Source organism: Micromonospora sp. NPDC005215 (assembly GCF_040607915.1).
Taxonomy (GTDB): Bacteria; Actinomycetota; Actinomycetes; order Mycobacteriales; family Micromonosporaceae; genus Micromonospora.
Map to the genome: position 1 here is coordinate 83,139 of NZ_JBEXHQ010000013.1, position 15,456 is coordinate 98,594.

Sequence of the window (15,456 nt, forward strand, 5' to 3'; positions counted from 1 at the left end):
GGCCGCCGCCGCGACCCGGCGGCGGCCTTGCGTCAACCTGTCGACCACGCGGCCACCCCGCACCCCTCGCGAGGGCGTCAACGGCGACGCCCGGATGGAGCCACAGTGACCCAGCACGACCTCGATGTCCTGGACGAGATCCAGCGGCGGGTGCTCTGGCTCGCCACCCGGATCGTGGACGCCGCCAACCACGACCGGGCCACCGGTGACGGTGTGAAGGTCGGCGGCCACCAGGCGTCCAGCGCCTCCCTGGTCACGGCGATGACCGCGCTGTGGTTCGCGCACCTGGACGCCGAGGACCGGGTCGCCGTGAAGCCGCACGCCTCCCCGGTGTTCCACGCCATCCAGTACCTGCTCGGCAACCTGGACCGCTCCTACCTGCCCCGGCTGCGGGCCCGCGGCGGCCTCCAGTCGTACCCGTCCCGGACCAAGGACCCGGACGCTGTCGACTTCTCCACCGGCTCGGTGGGGCTGGGCGCGGCGGCGCCGCTCTTCGCCGCCGCCACCCGGCGCTACGTCGACGCGCACTTCGGGTCCCGACCGCACTCCCGGTTCGTGGCGCTGATCGGCGACGCCGAACTGGACGAGGGCAACATCTGGGAGGCGGTCGCCGACCCCGCCACCACCGGGCTGGGCAACGTCATGTGGCTTGTCGACTTCAACCGCCAGTCGCTGGACCGGGTGGTGCCGGGCATCCGGATCAACCAGTGGCGCGGCCAGTTCGAGGCGGCCGGCTGGCACGTCGTGGAGGTCAAGTACGGCCGTCGGCTCGCCGAGGCGTACGCCCGGCCGGGTGGCGAGGCGCTGCGCGACTGGATCGACGCGATGCCCAACGAGCAGTACCAGTCGCTGTTCGGGTTGGCCGGCCCGGTGCTGCGCAAGCAGTTCCTGGACGGCGCGCCGGCCGGCATCGACGAGCTGATCGCCCACGTCAGCGACGACGAGCTGAGCCCGCTCGTCACCGACCTGGGCGGGCACGACCTGTCCGCGATGCTCGACGCGTACGCCCAGTGCGACGCGGTCACCGACCGGCCCAGCGTCGTGTTCGCGTACACGGTGAAGGGTTGGGGTCTGCCCATCGCCGGCAACCCGCGCAACCACTCCGCGCTGCTCAGCTCGGAGCAGGTCGACGCGCTGCGGGCCGCGCAGGGGTTGACCGCCGAGACCGAGTGGGACCGCCTGGACCCGGCGTCACCGGCCGGCATCCGGGCCGGCGCCCGCCGGGAGGCGCTGTCCCGCGCGCCCCGCGAGCGCGCGCTGGGGGTCACCGTCCCAGAAAGCACGGGAGTACGCGCAACCAAGCCGATCTCCACGCAGGAGGTCTTCGGCCGGGTGCTCGTGGAGCTGGCGCGGAACCGGGAGGTGGGCCGCTACCTGGTGACCACCGCCCCGGACGTGGCCACCTCCACCAACCTCGCCGGGTTCATCAACAAGACCGGGGTGTTCGCCCCCACCGAGCAGCGTTCCTGGACCGAGGACCGGATGCTGCGCTGGACGGAGAGCCCCGCCGGGCAGCACATCGAGCTGGGCATCTCGGAGATGAACCTGTTCCTGCTGCTCGGTCAGCTCGGCCTGTCCTGGGACCTGTCCGGGCAGCCGCTGCTGCCGGTGGGCACGGTCTACGACCCGTTCGTGCTGCGCGGCCTCGACGCGTTCCTGTACGGCACCTACTCGGGCTCCCGGTTCGTGGTGGCCGGCACCCCGTCCGGCATCACCCTCGCTCCGGAGGGCGGCGCCCACCAGTCCACAATCACCGCGTCGGTGGGCCTGGAGCTGCCCGGGGTGACCTTCGTCGAGCCGGCGTACGCGGCCAGCCTGGACTGGCTGCTCTGCGACGCGCTGGGGCAGATCGCCGGTGGGCCGAGGGCGGCGGCGACCGCCGCGCCCGCCGAGGACGGCGCGTACTACTTCCGGTTGAGCACCCGTCCGTTGGACCAGGCGCCGTTCGAGGCGGCCCGGACCCGGCTCGGTGACGCGGTGCTGCGCCGGCAGGTGGTCGCCGGGGCGTACCGGCTGGTCGACGCGCACCAGGCGTACCCGCACCTGGTCGACGCCCCGGTGGTGCAACTGGCCGCCTCCGGCGCGGTGCTGCCCGAGGTGCTGGCCGCCGCGGCGGAGCTGGCCGACGAGGGCATCGCCGCGCACGTGGTGGACGTGACGAGCCTGGACCGGCTCTACCGGGCCTGGCAGCGCACCCTGCGCCAGGGCGTGCGCACGGCCACGGTGCCCAGCGTGCCGGGCGCGCTGCGGTCCGCGTTCGCCGATCGGGTGCCGGTGGTGACAGTGCACGACGCCGCGTCGCACGCGATGGCCTGGCTCGGTTCGGCGGTCGGCGCGCCGGCGGTGCCGCTCGGCGTTGACGAGTTCGGCCAGTCCGGCAGCGTCGCCGAGCTGTACGACCTGCACGACCTGCTGCCCGGCAGCATCGTCAACGCCGCCCTGGCCGCCATCGCCCTGCGCTGACCCGGCCGCGCCCGATCGCGGAGCTGAGCCGGCAGGGTGGGGCCAGGATCAGCTGGTCGGGGTCGGGGTCGGGCTCTGCAGGGGGTTGGGCGACTCCGGCGCGCCCCCGGTCGGCGTCGGGGTGACCGACGCCGGCGCTCCCTGCGCCGGATCGGCCACCACGTGCCGCTCCAGGTTGACCTGGGACTGGCCGGTGCCGCCCACTGTGATGTCGTCGTACGCCTGGAGCATCTTCTGCTGGTCGAAGTAGAGAACCGTCATCGTCAGCGGGGTGGGTTTCTCGCCCTCCAGGCCGCGCAGGCCGGCGCCCCCGGTGGAACCCTCGACCATCAGTGCGGTGGGCTGCTGGCCGGGCGCCTGGGGCAACCGGGACACCTGCCGCGCGTGGGTGTGCCCGGCCAGCACCAGCGGGCAGGTGCCGGCGAGCGGCCCGGCCGACGCCGGGTCGTGCACCAGCGCGATGTTCACCGGCTGGGGTGAGCGGCGCACCGTGGTCGCGAGCTGCTCGCCCGCGTCGATCACCTGGTTGGCTACCTGCGGGGTCAGGCCGCTGCCGGCGGGTGAGGTGTTCTTGTCCGGGGTGAAGCGGGGGTCGCCGATGCCGGCGATGGTCAGCCCGGCGACGGTCGTCGTCGAGTTGTTCAACACGATCGCGTTCGGCTGGCGGGCGACGGCGGCGGCGGTCTTGCCGGAGTCGTGGTTGCCCCGGATGAAGACGTACGGCTTCTTGAGCAGGCCGATCGAGCCGACGAAGGACGCCTCCGGCTCGCTGCCCCAGTCGGTGATGTCGCCGGTGTCGATCACCACGTCGATGCCGAACTGCTCCACCACGGTCCGGATCAGTTGCCAGCCGGTCGGGTTGAGGTGCATGTCGGAGACGTGCAGCACCCGCGTGGTGCCCGGGGTCGGCTCCAGCAGCGGAAGCGCCGAGACGGTGGTGTAGAGCTGGCTGACGTTGCCGACCAGGCGTTGCAACTGCTCGGCGTACTTCGTGTAGTCGTTGGCGATCCGGCGCGCGTCGCCCACGATGGCGGGTGCGTTGACAAGCAACCCCTCGTAGCGTGGCTCCTCGATCGCCTGGGGACGGATGGTGGCCGCCGCCGTGCCGAGGCTCCCGGCGGTGACAAGCAGCGCGAGCCCACCCGCCCAGGCGGTCCGTCGGACGTTGCGGAAGATCAGCCCGGCCAGGATCAGGGTGACAAGCACCGACGCGCCGAGCGCCCGCAGGCCGAGCCGCATCACACCGGAGCGGACGTCCTCCACGGCGCTCTGGCTGGCCCGGTTGATGCTGGCCGGGTCGTCGATCAGCGCCTCGGTGCGTCCCTGGTCGAGTGCGCCCAGCCGCACGGTGAGGTGGGTCGGCCCGTCGTGGCTGTCGAGCAGCAGCGCGCCGAGCGGCGGTATGTCGACTGTGGTGCCGCCGTCGCGGGAGGGGGAGATGCTGAGGTTGGCCCGGAACGGCCCGATGTCGGTGTCCACCTGACCGCCGGCCAGCACCCCGAGCGCCGCCCCGGCCAGGGCCACGGCGAGCACGGCGACGATCAGCCCGATGCGGCGCAGCGGGCCGCCGGGGCCGACCAGCGAGCGCCCCGGGCGTGGCGAATCACTGTCGGTCACCGGGACGTCCCGGTCACCGGCGTCGTCGTGCTGCTCGTCGCGCTGCCCGTCCATGCTGAAAGTCTGACCTGCCCGTCGGAAGATCTTGGTAAACCCGAATGGATGGTGACGAAGTCAGCTGCGGCCGCCGTCGCCGCCCGCGAAGACCACCCGCAGGAGCCGGTCGTCGTCGCCGGCGGGGTTGCCTCGCCCGTCGTGGTTGGAGGTGCTCACCCAGAGTGAACCGTCCGGTGCGGCGGCCACCGCGCGCAGTCGGCCGTACCGGTTGGTGAGCAGCTCACTGGGCTGGCCGAGCAGCGTGCCGGTGTCGGTCAGCTCCATCACCCAGAGGCGCTTGCCGCGTAGGCAACCGGTGACCAGCAGCCGGTCCGTGGCGGCCAGACCCGAGCAGGACGCGTCCTCGGTCGCCCACTGCGTGATCGGGTCGGTGAACCGCCGGTCGCCGGCCCGCCCCTCGACCTCCGGCCAGCCGTAGTTGCCGCCCTTGGTGATCTGGTTGATCTCGTCCCAGGTGTTCTGGCCGAATTCGACGGCGTACATCCGCTTGGCGGCGTCCCAGGCGAAGCCCTGGACGTTGCGGTGACCCTGGGACCAGACCGGAGAACCCGGGTACGGGTTGCCCGCGGCGGGCTTGCCGTCCCGGGTGATCCGGAGGATCTTGCCGCCGAGGCTCTTCACGTCCTGCGAGAGGGGGCGCTGACCGGCGTCACCGGTGCTGACGTAGAGCTGCCCGTCCGGGCCGAAACCCAACCCGCCGCCGTTGTGCACGTTGGCCTTGGGGATGCCGGTGAGGATCGGGGTGGGCTGCCCACCGAGTTGCAGCCGGGCGACCCGGTTGTCCCGCTCGGCGGTGTAGTAGACGAAGACCGTCCGGTCTCGGGCGTAGTCGGGGGAGACGGCGATGCCGAGCAGGCCGCCCTCGCCGGCCGCGGCCACGTCGGTAATCGTCTGCACCGGGCGGATCCGCAGCCCGTCCGGCCCGGACTCGGGGCCGACCTGCAGGATCCCACCGCTGTCCCGTTCGGTGACCAGCGCGGCCCCGTCCGGTAGGAAGGCGATGGCCCAGGGCACCCGCAAACCCTTCGCGAGGACCGTCGCCACCGCCTGCTGGCCGGCGCCGCCGGGGCTCGCCGACGCGGACGGGGTCGGCAGGTTGGGCGGCTCGCCGGCCGGGTCGGGCTCCGGTTCGCCGAAGCTGCAACCCGCGCTGAGCAGCAGTGCCGCGCAGGACGCCGCGAGGGCCACCCGGAGGCTACGGACGCGAGGGTACGGGGGACGGGCTCTCACCCGGCCCAGGGTAGCCCGCCGGACGGCCCGGTCGAGTCCGATGGGTGCCGGCGACCCCGGCCGGTGCACCGTTCACCGTGCCCGTACGGCCAGCAGCGCGGTGTCGTCCCCACCGTGGCGGATCGAGGCGAGCAGCAGGTCGCACAGCTCGTCGAGGGGCAGCGTGTCGGTGCCGGTCAGTCGGACCACCAGCTCGTCCAACCCCTCGTCGATGGAGCGGTCCCGCCGCTCGATCAGCCCGTCGGTGTAGAGCAGCAGGGTGTCGCCGGTGGCCAGACTGGCCGACTGGCTGGTCCGCGCCGACGGCCGGGCCAGACCGAGCAGCGGCTCCGGCGTCGCCTCCAGGACTTCGACCGCACCGCCGGCGCGGACCACCACGGCCGGCGGGTGCCCGGCGTTGGACCAGGTCACCTCGTGGACGCCGGCGTCCTGCGGACAGATCCGGACCAGCGTCGCGGTGGCCGCGATCGACAGTTGCAGACCGCGAATCGCGTTGTCCAGGTTGCTCAGCAGCGCCCCGACCGTGTCCGGCCGGTTGAAGGCGTTGCCCCGCACCAGGTTGCGTAGCTGACCCATGGTCGCCGCCGCCTCGATGTCGTGCCCGGCCACGTCCCCGATCGCGACGATCACGTCGCCCTCGGGCTGCACGAAGGCGTCGTACCAGTCACCGCCCACCTGCACCCGGTCGGCCGCCGGCTGGTAGCGGGCCGCCAGCTCCAGCTCCTTCAGGGCCGGCAGCCGCGGCAGCATGCTGTGTTGCAGGACCTCGGCGACGTGCCGCTGCTCGCCGTACATCGAGCTGTTGCCGACGGCCTGGCCGGCTCTGCGGCCGATCTCGACAGCGGTGAGCAGGTCGCGGTCGTCGAACTGCTGCCGATTGGCGCCGTTGACCAGAGTGATCGCGCCCAGCACGGTGCCGCCGACGCCCCGTACCGGCACGCTCAGGTAGGACGCGATGCCCAGGCGAGCGGCGATTGTCGCCATCTCCGGGTGGGTGGTGCCCCTCGTCACGTCGGCCAGCGACGCGATGCTGCCGAGCCGGGGTTGGCCGGTCCGGAGCACCGCCCGGATGGACGAGTCCGGGCTCAGCCCGGTGCGCAGCAACTTACCGAAGCGGTCGATGTCCGCCGTCCGGGCCGGGTCGCGATGCACCGAGACCACCTCGCGGGGCAGGCCGGTCGGGTCGATAAGGGTGAGCAGGCACCAGTCGGCGAGCAGCGGCACCATGGCGGCGGCCAGCCGGCGCAGCGCGGTGCCCACGTCCAGGGTGCCGGCCAGCGTCTCGCTCACCCCGGCCAGCAGCTCCAGCCGCTCGTGTGCCTGCACGACCCGCCGCCGGGCCTCCTGCGCGCCGTCGAGCGCGATGCGCAGTCGCAGCTCCGACGAGCAGGCGGCAGCCAGGTCGGCCAGGGTCCGCAGCTGCGCGGTGGTCCACGCGCGGGGCTTGCTGTCGATGGCGCAGAGCGAACCGAGCACCCGGCCGGAGAGGTCGGTCAGCGGCATCCCGGCGTACGCGACAACGCCGAGGTCGTCGATGGCCAGATTGTCCCGAACGCGGGGGTAGAGCCGGGCGTCCGGTAACACCATCGGCACCTCGATGTCCACCACGTGCTGGCAGAACGAGTGACTCAACGGGGTCTGCCGGCGCTCCGACCAGGGCTGCGGCAACCCGAACGCGCCCGGAAAGAACTGCCGGTCGGCGGAGACCAGGGAGACCAGCGCGACCGGCACGTCCAGCAGGTCGCTGACCAGCCGGGCGAACCTGTCGAACGCCTCGTCCGGTACGGCGTCCAGCCCCGTGTCGGCGAGCGCGCGCAGCCGCTCCGGGTCGCCCAGCGCCGCAGGTGAGGCGATTGGACGCCGGGCGGTGCCGGGGGAGCCGTCGGTCATCGAGCACCTGTCTGCTGGGACGGAGGCCGACCGGCCCACCGACCCTTCGTTATACCTCGTTCAGGCCCGGGTCGAACATCGGTGTGTTGAGTCTCGCCCGCCCCGGCTGCGCGCGCCATCCCCCGGGACGCCGGTTCGTGCCCGTGCCCGCGCCGGCCGCGGCGGCGGCGACTATCGTCGGCTGACGTGAAGGTATGGATCCCGAACCAGGCCGGCCTGACCCTGATGGGCGAGCTGCCCCCGGATGTGACGGTGGAGGTCCTGGAGCACGCCGACCGGCTGCCCTCCGAGGTGGCCGACGTCCGCGTCTGGGTGCCACCGTTCCTGACCGGCACCGACGCGACGGCGCTGCTGCGTGAGCTGCCCGACCTGGCGGTGGTGCAGCTGCTCTCCGCCGGGGCGGACGCCTGGGCCGGCCGGACGCCGCCGGGCGTCACCCTCTGCGATGCCCGGGGTGTGCACGACCCGGCCACCGCCGAGTGGGTCGTCACCGCGATCCTCGCCCAGCTGCGGGCGTTCCCGGCGTTCGTCCGGGCCCAGGCCGAACGGCGCTGGGCGTACCAGGGAAACACCCCGACCGACGAGCTGACCGGCAAGCGGGTGCTCATCATCGGGGCCGGTTCGATCGGCACCGCGGTGCGCGACCGGCTCGCCCCCTTCGAGGTGAGCTTCACCCTGGTCGCCAGGACGGCCCGCCCGGAGCAGGGGGTGCACGCCGTCGAGGAGTTGCCCCGGCTGCTGCCCGAGGCGGACGTGGTGGTGGTGCTGGTGCCGCTCACCGACCAGACGCGTGGCCTGATCGACAAGGATTTTCTGGCCGCGATGCCGGACGGGGCGCTGCTTGTCAACGCCGCCCGAGGGCCGGTGGCACACACCGAGGCACTCGTCGCCGAGTTGGGCACCGGCCGGATCTCGGCCGCGCTGGACGTCACCGACCCGGAGCCGCTGCCCGCCGACTCTCCGCTCTGGGCGATGCCGAACGTGCTGCTCACCCCGCACGTGGCCGGGTCGGTGCGCGGCCTGTTGCCGCGGGCCTACCGACTGGTCGGTGACCAGGTTCGCCGGTTCGCCGCCGGGCAGCCGCTGATCAACGCGGTCGTCGACGGCTACTGATCCGACATCTCAGCCGGCGTGGGGCAGCGTCTGACCGGTGGCCGAGATCAGCCGGGGCAGGTCCTCGCCACGGACGGCCGGCAGGGTGACCTGCTGGCCGTCGTCGAGCCGGGCGACCGCTCGCCCGCGCTGGTCGGTGGTCAGCTCGACGACCCGGTCCCAGGTGAGGCGGCGTTGCCCGACCAGCGCCCGTACGCGCAGTTCCCGCTCGTCGGCGTCGGTGCCGGCCCGCCAGGCCCACACCCCGACGGCGAGCGGAACGAGCAGCACCGGTAGCAGGTAGAGCCGGGCGTTGGCCAGTGGCAGGGCAGCGATGAAGGCGATGACCGAGGCGACCAGGATGGCTTGGTTGTATCGGAAGCGGACAGTGTCGGGCTTACTCACCCTCCGATGATCCCACCCCCGACCGATCCGGCTGGCGGCGGGCGGTGCCGAGGGGGTGGTACGTCGTACAGTGACAGGGGTCGTTGTCTCCTCTGGATGACCGACACGTAACCAATTCGGCCGCCGATCGTTCACAATTGTTGGACAGCGGACCAGGAGTGTCCGATGTCCCGCACCGTCGTACCGCCCCGTGCCCCCTCACGAAGGCGACCGCCGTGCTCCTCGCGTACCCGTTCCGCGTCCTCGTCCCCCGTCGGGCACTGGAGACCGCCACGTCCACGGCGGTGGCGCTGCTTCTCTTCGCCGGTGCCCTCGACCTGGTGTCGCCTCCGGTGGTGATCGCGCTGGCGGCCGGTGCCGGCGCCACGCTCGCCGGGGTGCGGCTCTCCCGGCTGGCCATGTCGCGCCGCGACGACCCGTCGCCGCGCACGGCGGGCATGCTGCTCGACGCGGCGGTGGTGACGGCCGGTCTGACCGCCGTCGCACTGCCGCTGGCCGGTGACGGGCACACCTTCGCCGTGCTGGCCGGGTCACTGGTCGTGGCCGTCCTCGCCGGGGCCGGGCTGCGCCGGCTTCCCGGCCGGGCGCGGCCGGCCGCCGGGGTCCGGCTGCGCTGGCTGGTGGAGTCGGCCGGCCCGGCCATCGGGTTGGCCCTTGCCGGCTGGCTGCTGCTGCCCCGCGCCGGCGTGCCGGTTCCGGTCCGACTGGTGGCCGCGTTGGCGCTCGGCGGGCTGGGCATGGCCGCGCTCACCGCGTTCGCCGGGCCGCGGCGACGTTCGGGGACGGCGGTCTGCCGGGGCGGCGTCCTGCTCACCCTGGGCGGGCTGGTGCTGCTGGCCACGCTGCCGTTCGCGCCGACCGGGCGGGTGACCCTGCTGGCCGTACCCCCGCTGGTGTTCGGAATGCTGCTCGTCGCGGTCGGTGCGGTCGACGCGGCGGACGCGGGCGACACCGAGCCGGCGGAGCCGATCGCTTCGGCCTGGCCCCGGTCGGTGCTCCCCGCCGCGGTGCTCCTGCTGGCGACGGGTCCGCACCTGGGCTCCGGCCACGCGCCGGATCGGACGAGCGTGTTGCTGGCCCTGGCGGCGGTGCCGCCCCTGGTGCTGCGCGAGTTGTTGCGCGCGGGTGACGCACCGACCTCGGCACGACCCGCCGCACATCGCCGACCCGCCGGCAGCCCGGTGCGGCACCGCCAGACGGCCCAGCCACCATGGCTGGGTGATCTTCCGCCTGCGGAGCCCACGCTCGACCATCGCGACAGCGCCGGTGACCCGGCTGGCCCGGTCACCGCGAACGGCGCCGGCTCGACCTGGCCACCGGAGGATGGCGCCGGCTGGTCGGCGCTGAGCCGGCGGCCCGTTCCGGCGGGAGGTGGTCCGCCCGGTGACCGGGCAGCCCTGCTGGACGCCCTCGCCGCGATCGGCGACGTGCCGGCACCGTCCGGCGCGCTGCTGCTTGTGGATCTGCACGTCACCGACGGGATCGGCCCGACCGCCCGGGAGGACGTGCTGGCCGAGGCGGTGCACCGGGTCCGCGCCGTCATCGCTCCCGACGACCTGGTCACCGGCTGCACGGGTGCCGGCTTCGCCGTGGTCACCGCCGCCGGCCCGGTGCTGGCGTACGCGCTGGGCACCCGGCTGCTCGCCGCGCTCGCCCCGCCCTACCGGTTCGCCGGTTCGGTGGTGCGGGCCCAGACCAGCATCGGGCTGGCCGAGGTGAGCGGTGACCGGCCGGCGGACGTGCTCCGTCAGGCCGAGCTGGCCCGACGGCGGGCCGTGCAACTGGGCCGGGACCGGGTCGAGTGGTATGACGCGTTCCTTGAGGAACAGCTGGTACGCCGGCTCGACCTGGAACGCGAACTGCCCGGCGCGGTGGCCCGTGGCGAGTTGGATCTCGTCTACCAGCCGGTGGTCGACCTGGCCGACGGGCAACCGGTGGGCGCGGAGGCGTTGCTGCGCTGGCGGAGCCCGGTGCTCGGCACTGTGCTTCCGGCCGAGCTGCTGCCGGTGGCCGAGGACCTGGACCTGGTCGGCGAGTTGGAGTGGTGGGTGCTGGACCGGGCCTGCCGGCAGTTGTCCCACTGGTCGGTGGGCGTCCGGGAGTTGTGGATGGCGGTCAACGTCACGACCCGGGAGCTGACGACGCCCGACTTCGTGCAGCGGGCGGCTGCCGTGCTGGCCGCGTACGGGGTGCCACCGGAGCGGCTGGTGGTGGAGGTGAGCGAGCCGAGGGTGGCGGGTGACCTGCCGACAGTGGTGGCCCGGTTGGCCGGGCTGCGGTCGCTTGGCGTCCGCACCGCGCTTGACGACTTCCGGGCCGAGCACGCCTCGCTGGCCCAGCTCCGCCGGCTGCCGATCGACCTGCTCAAGGTGGGCCCGGAGTTGGTGAGCGCCCGGCCGGACGGGCAGCCACCGCTGATCGACGTGGTGGTCAACGTCGGTGAGCGGCTGGGCGTCGAGATCGTCGCCGAGGAGTTGGAGTCCTCGACGCAGGTCGAGGTGGCCCGCCGGGGCGGCTGCCGGTACGGGCAGGGGTTCGCCTTGGCCCGCCCGGCGACTGCCGAACGGGTCGAGGCGTACTTCGAGGAGTTTCCCTCAGCATCTCGCTGAACCGGTTCATCTCACCCGGGGCGGTGCGGTGCTGCCCCGTGGGGTCAGCTGCGGCGTCTCGTCCTGCACCCGGTTCCCCGGCTCCCCGCCGATGACGGCGAGCAGTTGCCGGGCGGCGTGCGCCCCGTACGCCGGGATGTCCCGGCCCAGCGCGGTCAGCGGCGGGTGCACCAGCCGGCACAACGGCGAGTCGTCCCAGGCCACGATGGACAGATCACCGGGAACGGTGAGCCCCATCTCCTGGGCGACGGAGAGCCCGGCGATGGCCATCACGTCGTTGTCGTAGATGACAGCGGTGGGCCGCTGGGCGGAGCTGAGCAGCCGGCGGGTGGCCCGACCGCCCTCCTCGCCGGTGTAGTCGGACCAGACGGTGACCGCGTCGACCAGGTCGAGTCGTTGACACACCGCCGCGAACGCGTCGGTGCGGATCTCGGTGTGCCGCAGGTCGGGCAGGCCGGCGACCCGGGCGATCCGCCGGTGCCCGAGCGCGACCAGGTATTCCACAGTCTCGGTCAACGCTGCCGCGTCGTCGGACCAGAGGCTGGCCAACGCGCCGGTGCCACCGGGTCCGCCGATCACCACCGCGGGCAGTTGCAGCTGCTCCAGGGCGGGGATGCGGTGGTCGTCGGTGCGCAGGTCGCAGACGAGCACCCCGTCCACCCGACGTTCGCCCCACCAGCGCCGGTAGACAGCGATCTCGGCGTCAGGATCCGCCACCACCTGGAGGGTCAGCGCGTACGAGCGGGCGGACAGTTCGGCCTCGACGCCGCTGATCAGCGCCATGAAGAACGGCTCGATGCCGAGGATCCGGGCCGGTCGGCACAGGGCCAGGCCGACCGCCCCGGCGGTGGCGGCGGAGAGGGCGCGGGCGGCGCTGCTCGGGCTGAACCCGATCTCCGTGGCGATGGCCAGGATGCGCTGCCGGGTGGCCTCGGAGACCCCGGGCTGCCCGTTCAGCGCGTACGACACCGCACCTTTGGACACCCCGGCGTGCCGGGCGACGTCGGCGATGGTCGGCCGCTTCACCGGCGTGCTCCTTCGCTCTCTGGCCGTTGACAGTCCGAATTCCGAACCGTACGGTGGCTCAGCTTATCCGGTTCAGTGAACGTCTTTCGATGCAGAAGGTGCGGTGCGGAGTTGAGCCGACAGGCACTCTACGACGGTTGGACCCTCCGGGCGGCATCCGGAGCGCAGGTGCCCGCCGACATCGCCGGGCGGGCCGTGCCGGCGACAGTGCCCGGTTGCGTGCACACCGACCTGCTCGACGCCGGGTTGATCCCCGATCCCTACCTCGACGACAACGAGCTGGCCCTGGCCTGGATCGGGCGCACCGACTGGCACTACCGGACGACCTTCCGGCGTCCCGTCGGCGACCACGACCGGGTGGACCTGGTCTGCGCCGGCCTGGACACCGTCGCCACGCTCACCGTCAACGGCGTCGAGGTCGGCCGCACCGCGAACATGCACCGTGGCTACCGGTTCGACGTCCAAGCGCTGCTGCGCGACGGCGACAACGACCTGGCCGTGGCGTTCGACTCCGCGTACCGCTATGCCGAGGCGCAGCGGGAGCGGCTCGGCGACCGGCCCAACGCCTACCCGGAGCCGTTCCACTTCATCCGCAAGATGGCCTGCAACTTCGGCTGGGACTGGGGGCCGACACTGGTCACCGCCGGTATCTGGCAGGAGATCAGCCTGCACGCCTGGTCCACCGCCCGGCTGGCCACCGTCCGTCCACTTGTCACGATGGACGGCCGCGACGGCCGGGTCGAGCTGCACATCGACATCGAGCGGGTCGCGGACGTTCCGCTGACCGTCCGGGCCGTCGTCGCCGGCGCCCACACCGAGGCGGTCGTCCCGGCCGGGCAGCGCACGGCAGTGCTGACCCTCACCGTCCGCGAGCCCGCGCTCTGGTGGCCCCGGGGGTACGGCGCACCGGCTCGCCACCCGATCGAGGTGACCCTGCACGCACCGCACGGCGAGACCCTGGACACCTGGTCGCACCGGATCGGTTTCCGCTCGGTGCGACTCGACACCACGCCCGACGAACACGGCACCCCGTTCACGCTGTCGGTAAACGACGTCCCGGTCTTCGTCCGCGGGGTCAACTGGATCCCCGACGACGTGTTCCCCACCCGGATCAGCCGGGACCGGCTCGCCGAGCGGTTCGACCAGGCCGCCGAGGCCAACGTCAACCTGCTGCGCGTCTGGGGCGGCGGCCGGTACGAGTCGGCGGACTTCTACGACCTGGCCGACGAGCGTGGGCTCCTCGTCCAGCAGGACTTCCTCTTCGCCTGCGCCGCGTACCCGGAGGAGGAGCCCTTCGCCAGCGAGGTGGCCGCCGAGGCCGCCGAGCAGGTCACCCGGTTGACGCCCCACCCGTCGCTGGTGCTGTGGACCGGCAACAACGAGAACATCTGGGGCTGGCACGACTGGGACTGGCAGCCCGCCCTCGCCGGGCGCACCTGGGGGCGCGGCTACTACCTCGACGTGCTGCCCCGGATCGTCGGCGAACTGGACCCCACCCGCCCGTACTGGCCGGGCAGCCCCTGGTCGGGCACCGAGGCGATCCACCCGAACGACCCGGCGCACGGCACCACCCACATCTGGGACGTGTGGAACACCGACGACTACAGCAAATACCGGGAGTACGTGCCCCGCTTCGTCGCCGAGTTCGGCTACCAGGCCCCCCCGGCGTACGCGACACTGCGCCGGGCACTGAGCGACGAACCCCTGGCGCACGACTCACCGGGCATGGCCCACCACCAGAAGGCGGCGAACGGCGACGCCAAGCTCCAGCGAGGTCTGGACGCCCACCTGCCCGCACCGGCGGACTTCGACGACTGGCACTACCTGACCCAGCTCAACCAGGCCAGGGCCATCCAACTCGGGGTGGAACACTTCCGCTCCCACCGGGATGTCTGCGCCGGCACCATCGTCTGGCAGCTCAACGACTGCTGGCCGGTCACCTCCTGGTCGGCCGTCGACGGCGACGGCCGTCGCAAACCACTGTGGTACGCGCTGCGCCACGCGTACGCCGACCGGCTGTTGACAGTGCAGCCCCGCGACGGCGGGTTGGCCCTGGTCGCGGTCAACGACAGCGGCACCGCCTGGCAGGCGTCGGCCTCGGTGACCCGGCTGACCCTCACGGGTGAGCCCCGGGCGAAGGTCTCCGTCGACCTCGACGTCCCGGCGTACTCATCGGTGGTGCTGGCGCTGCCGACGGACCTGGTCCGGCCCGACGACGCCCGGCGGGAGCTGTTGATCGCCGAGGCGGGGGAGACCGCCGAGCGGGCGCTGTGGTTCTTCGCCGAGGATCGGGACGTGGACTGGCCGGCGGCGGCCTGGGACGCGACGGTCGAGCCTTGTGACGGCGGGCAGCGGGTCCGGGTCACCGCCCGCACGGTGCTGCGCGACCTGACGCTCTTCCCGGACCGGCTGGACGCCTCCGCCACCGTGGACACCGCGCTGGTCACCCTGCTGCCGGGTGAGTCGACGACCTTCACCGTGCGGGCGAACGGACCGTTGGACCCGGCGGCGCTGACCACCCGCCCGGTGCTGCGCTGCGTCAACGACATCGGCTGACATCTCGTCACGCAGCGGGTCGTCCGCGGTGTAGCGCCGTGTCCAGCGCATCGTCCGCCCATGATCGCGCTCGATCCATGATGTAGTGGCCTCCCTCGACGGGGAGGCCACTACATCCATGTTCGAGCACGATCATCTCGTTCCGCCGTGATGCGCGGGCGCTCGCGGCGCCGGCCAGGCGTGGGATTGTCGGACGTCACCAACGCGCCCTGGGCGTGAGTGTCGATGTCGCATTCCGGACTCCGCCGGGTGCCCGCGTCGTATCGCTGCCGGCGAGAAATGTGCAGGTCGCCGGCGCGGTGGCGGTCAATGGGCCGGACGGACCGGAAAGCGCACCCGACGCCGTCACCGAGTGGTGGCTGCGCACTATCGGAGAGCGACGGTACCGTCCACGGGACCGAGGTCGGGGCACGCCTGGGTTGGTGAATGTCATGGCTGTTTCTGCCCGCCTCCGCAACAACACGAGGACGTTGTGACGGTTGCCCTACCGGGGCCAGCGAACCGAGGCAGA

The 15,456-nt window shown here is 72.9% G+C and carries 9 protein-coding genes; 4 read left to right on the forward strand and 5 right to left on the reverse strand.

Annotation, left to right across the window (positions count from 1 at the left end; translation table 11 throughout):
• Nucleotides 1–105 precede the first annotated feature (105 nt).
• Nucleotides 106–2,463 (forward strand): pyruvate dehydrogenase, encoded by a 2,358-nt coding sequence (locus ABZU25_RS13000; RefSeq protein WP_355029527.1) that lies wholly within the window; start codon nucleotides 106–108, stop codon nucleotides 2,461–2,463.
• 48 nt (nucleotides 2,464–2,511) lie between these two features.
• Here the strand turns inward: ABZU25_RS13000 and ABZU25_RS13005 are convergent, their stop codons facing one another.
• The 3 genes from ABZU25_RS13005 to ABZU25_RS13015 form a co-directional block, all read right to left on the reverse strand.
• Nucleotides 2,512–4,134: a metallophosphoesterase gene (locus ABZU25_RS13005; protein WP_355029528.1), complete on the reverse strand. Its 1,623-nt coding sequence runs from the start codon at nucleotides 4,132–4,134 to the stop codon at nucleotides 2,512–2,514.
• A gap of 60 nt (nucleotides 4,135–4,194) precedes the next feature.
• Nucleotides 4,195–5,367 (reverse strand): PQQ-dependent sugar dehydrogenase, encoded by a 1,173-nt coding sequence (locus tag ABZU25_RS13010; RefSeq protein ID WP_355029529.1) that lies wholly within the window; start codon nucleotides 5,365–5,367, stop codon nucleotides 4,195–4,197.
• A 72-nt stretch (nucleotides 5,368–5,439) separates the two neighbouring features.
• A complete protein-coding gene (locus ABZU25_RS13015; RefSeq protein ID WP_355029530.1) occupies nucleotides 5,440–7,257 on the reverse strand; it encodes a GAF domain-containing SpoIIE family protein phosphatase in 1,818 nt (605 codons plus the stop codon).
• 186 nt (nucleotides 7,258–7,443) lie between these two features.
• Between ABZU25_RS13015 and ABZU25_RS13020 the strand changes: the two genes are divergently transcribed.
• On the forward strand, nucleotides 7,444–8,370 hold the full coding sequence (locus ABZU25_RS13020) for a 2-hydroxyacid dehydrogenase (RefSeq protein ID WP_355029531.1): 927 nt from the start codon (nucleotides 7,444–7,446) through the stop codon (nucleotides 8,368–8,370).
• Between the two features lie 9 nt (nucleotides 8,371–8,379).
• On the opposite strand, the gene ABZU25_RS13025 is transcribed toward ABZU25_RS13020, so the two are convergent.
• Nucleotides 8,380–8,754, reverse strand: coding sequence for a PH domain-containing protein (locus ABZU25_RS13025; protein WP_355029532.1), 375 nt, complete (start codon nucleotides 8,752–8,754; stop codon nucleotides 8,380–8,382).
• Between the two features lie 215 nt (nucleotides 8,755–8,969).
• On the opposite strand from ABZU25_RS13025, the gene ABZU25_RS13030 reads away from it, so the two are divergent.
• Nucleotides 8,970–11,363: a GGDEF domain-containing phosphodiesterase gene (locus tag ABZU25_RS13030; protein ID WP_355029533.1), complete on the forward strand. Its 2,394-nt coding sequence runs from the start codon at nucleotides 8,970–8,972 to the stop codon at nucleotides 11,361–11,363.
• Between the two features lie 6 nt (nucleotides 11,364–11,369).
• Here the strand turns inward: ABZU25_RS13030 and ABZU25_RS13035 are convergent, their stop codons facing one another.
• Nucleotides 11,370–12,389 carry a LacI family DNA-binding transcriptional regulator gene (locus tag ABZU25_RS13035; RefSeq protein ID WP_355029534.1) on the reverse strand — a complete coding sequence of 340 codons (1,020 nt, stop codon included), beginning with the start codon at nucleotides 12,387–12,389 and terminating at the stop codon, nucleotides 11,370–11,372.
• Nucleotides 12,390–12,500: 111 nt separating this feature from the next.
• Between ABZU25_RS13035 and ABZU25_RS13040 the strand changes: the two genes are divergently transcribed.
• Nucleotides 12,501–14,945 (forward strand): glycoside hydrolase family 2 protein, encoded by a 2,445-nt coding sequence (locus ABZU25_RS13040; RefSeq protein WP_355029535.1) that lies wholly within the window; start codon nucleotides 12,501–12,503, stop codon nucleotides 14,943–14,945.
• The last annotated feature ends 511 nt before the right edge of the window (nucleotides 14,946–15,456 follow it).

What these genes read in the sequence shown, in the direction of transcription:
- ABZU25_RS13005 (WP_355029528.1), bottom strand. Translation starts at nt 4,134, where the DNA reads ATGGACGGGCAGCGCGACGAGCAGCACGACGACGCCGGTGACCGGGAC.
- ABZU25_RS13015 (WP_355029530.1), bottom strand. Translation starts at nt 7,257, where the DNA reads ATGACCGACGGCTCCCCCGGCACCGCCCGGCGTCCAATCGCCTCACCT.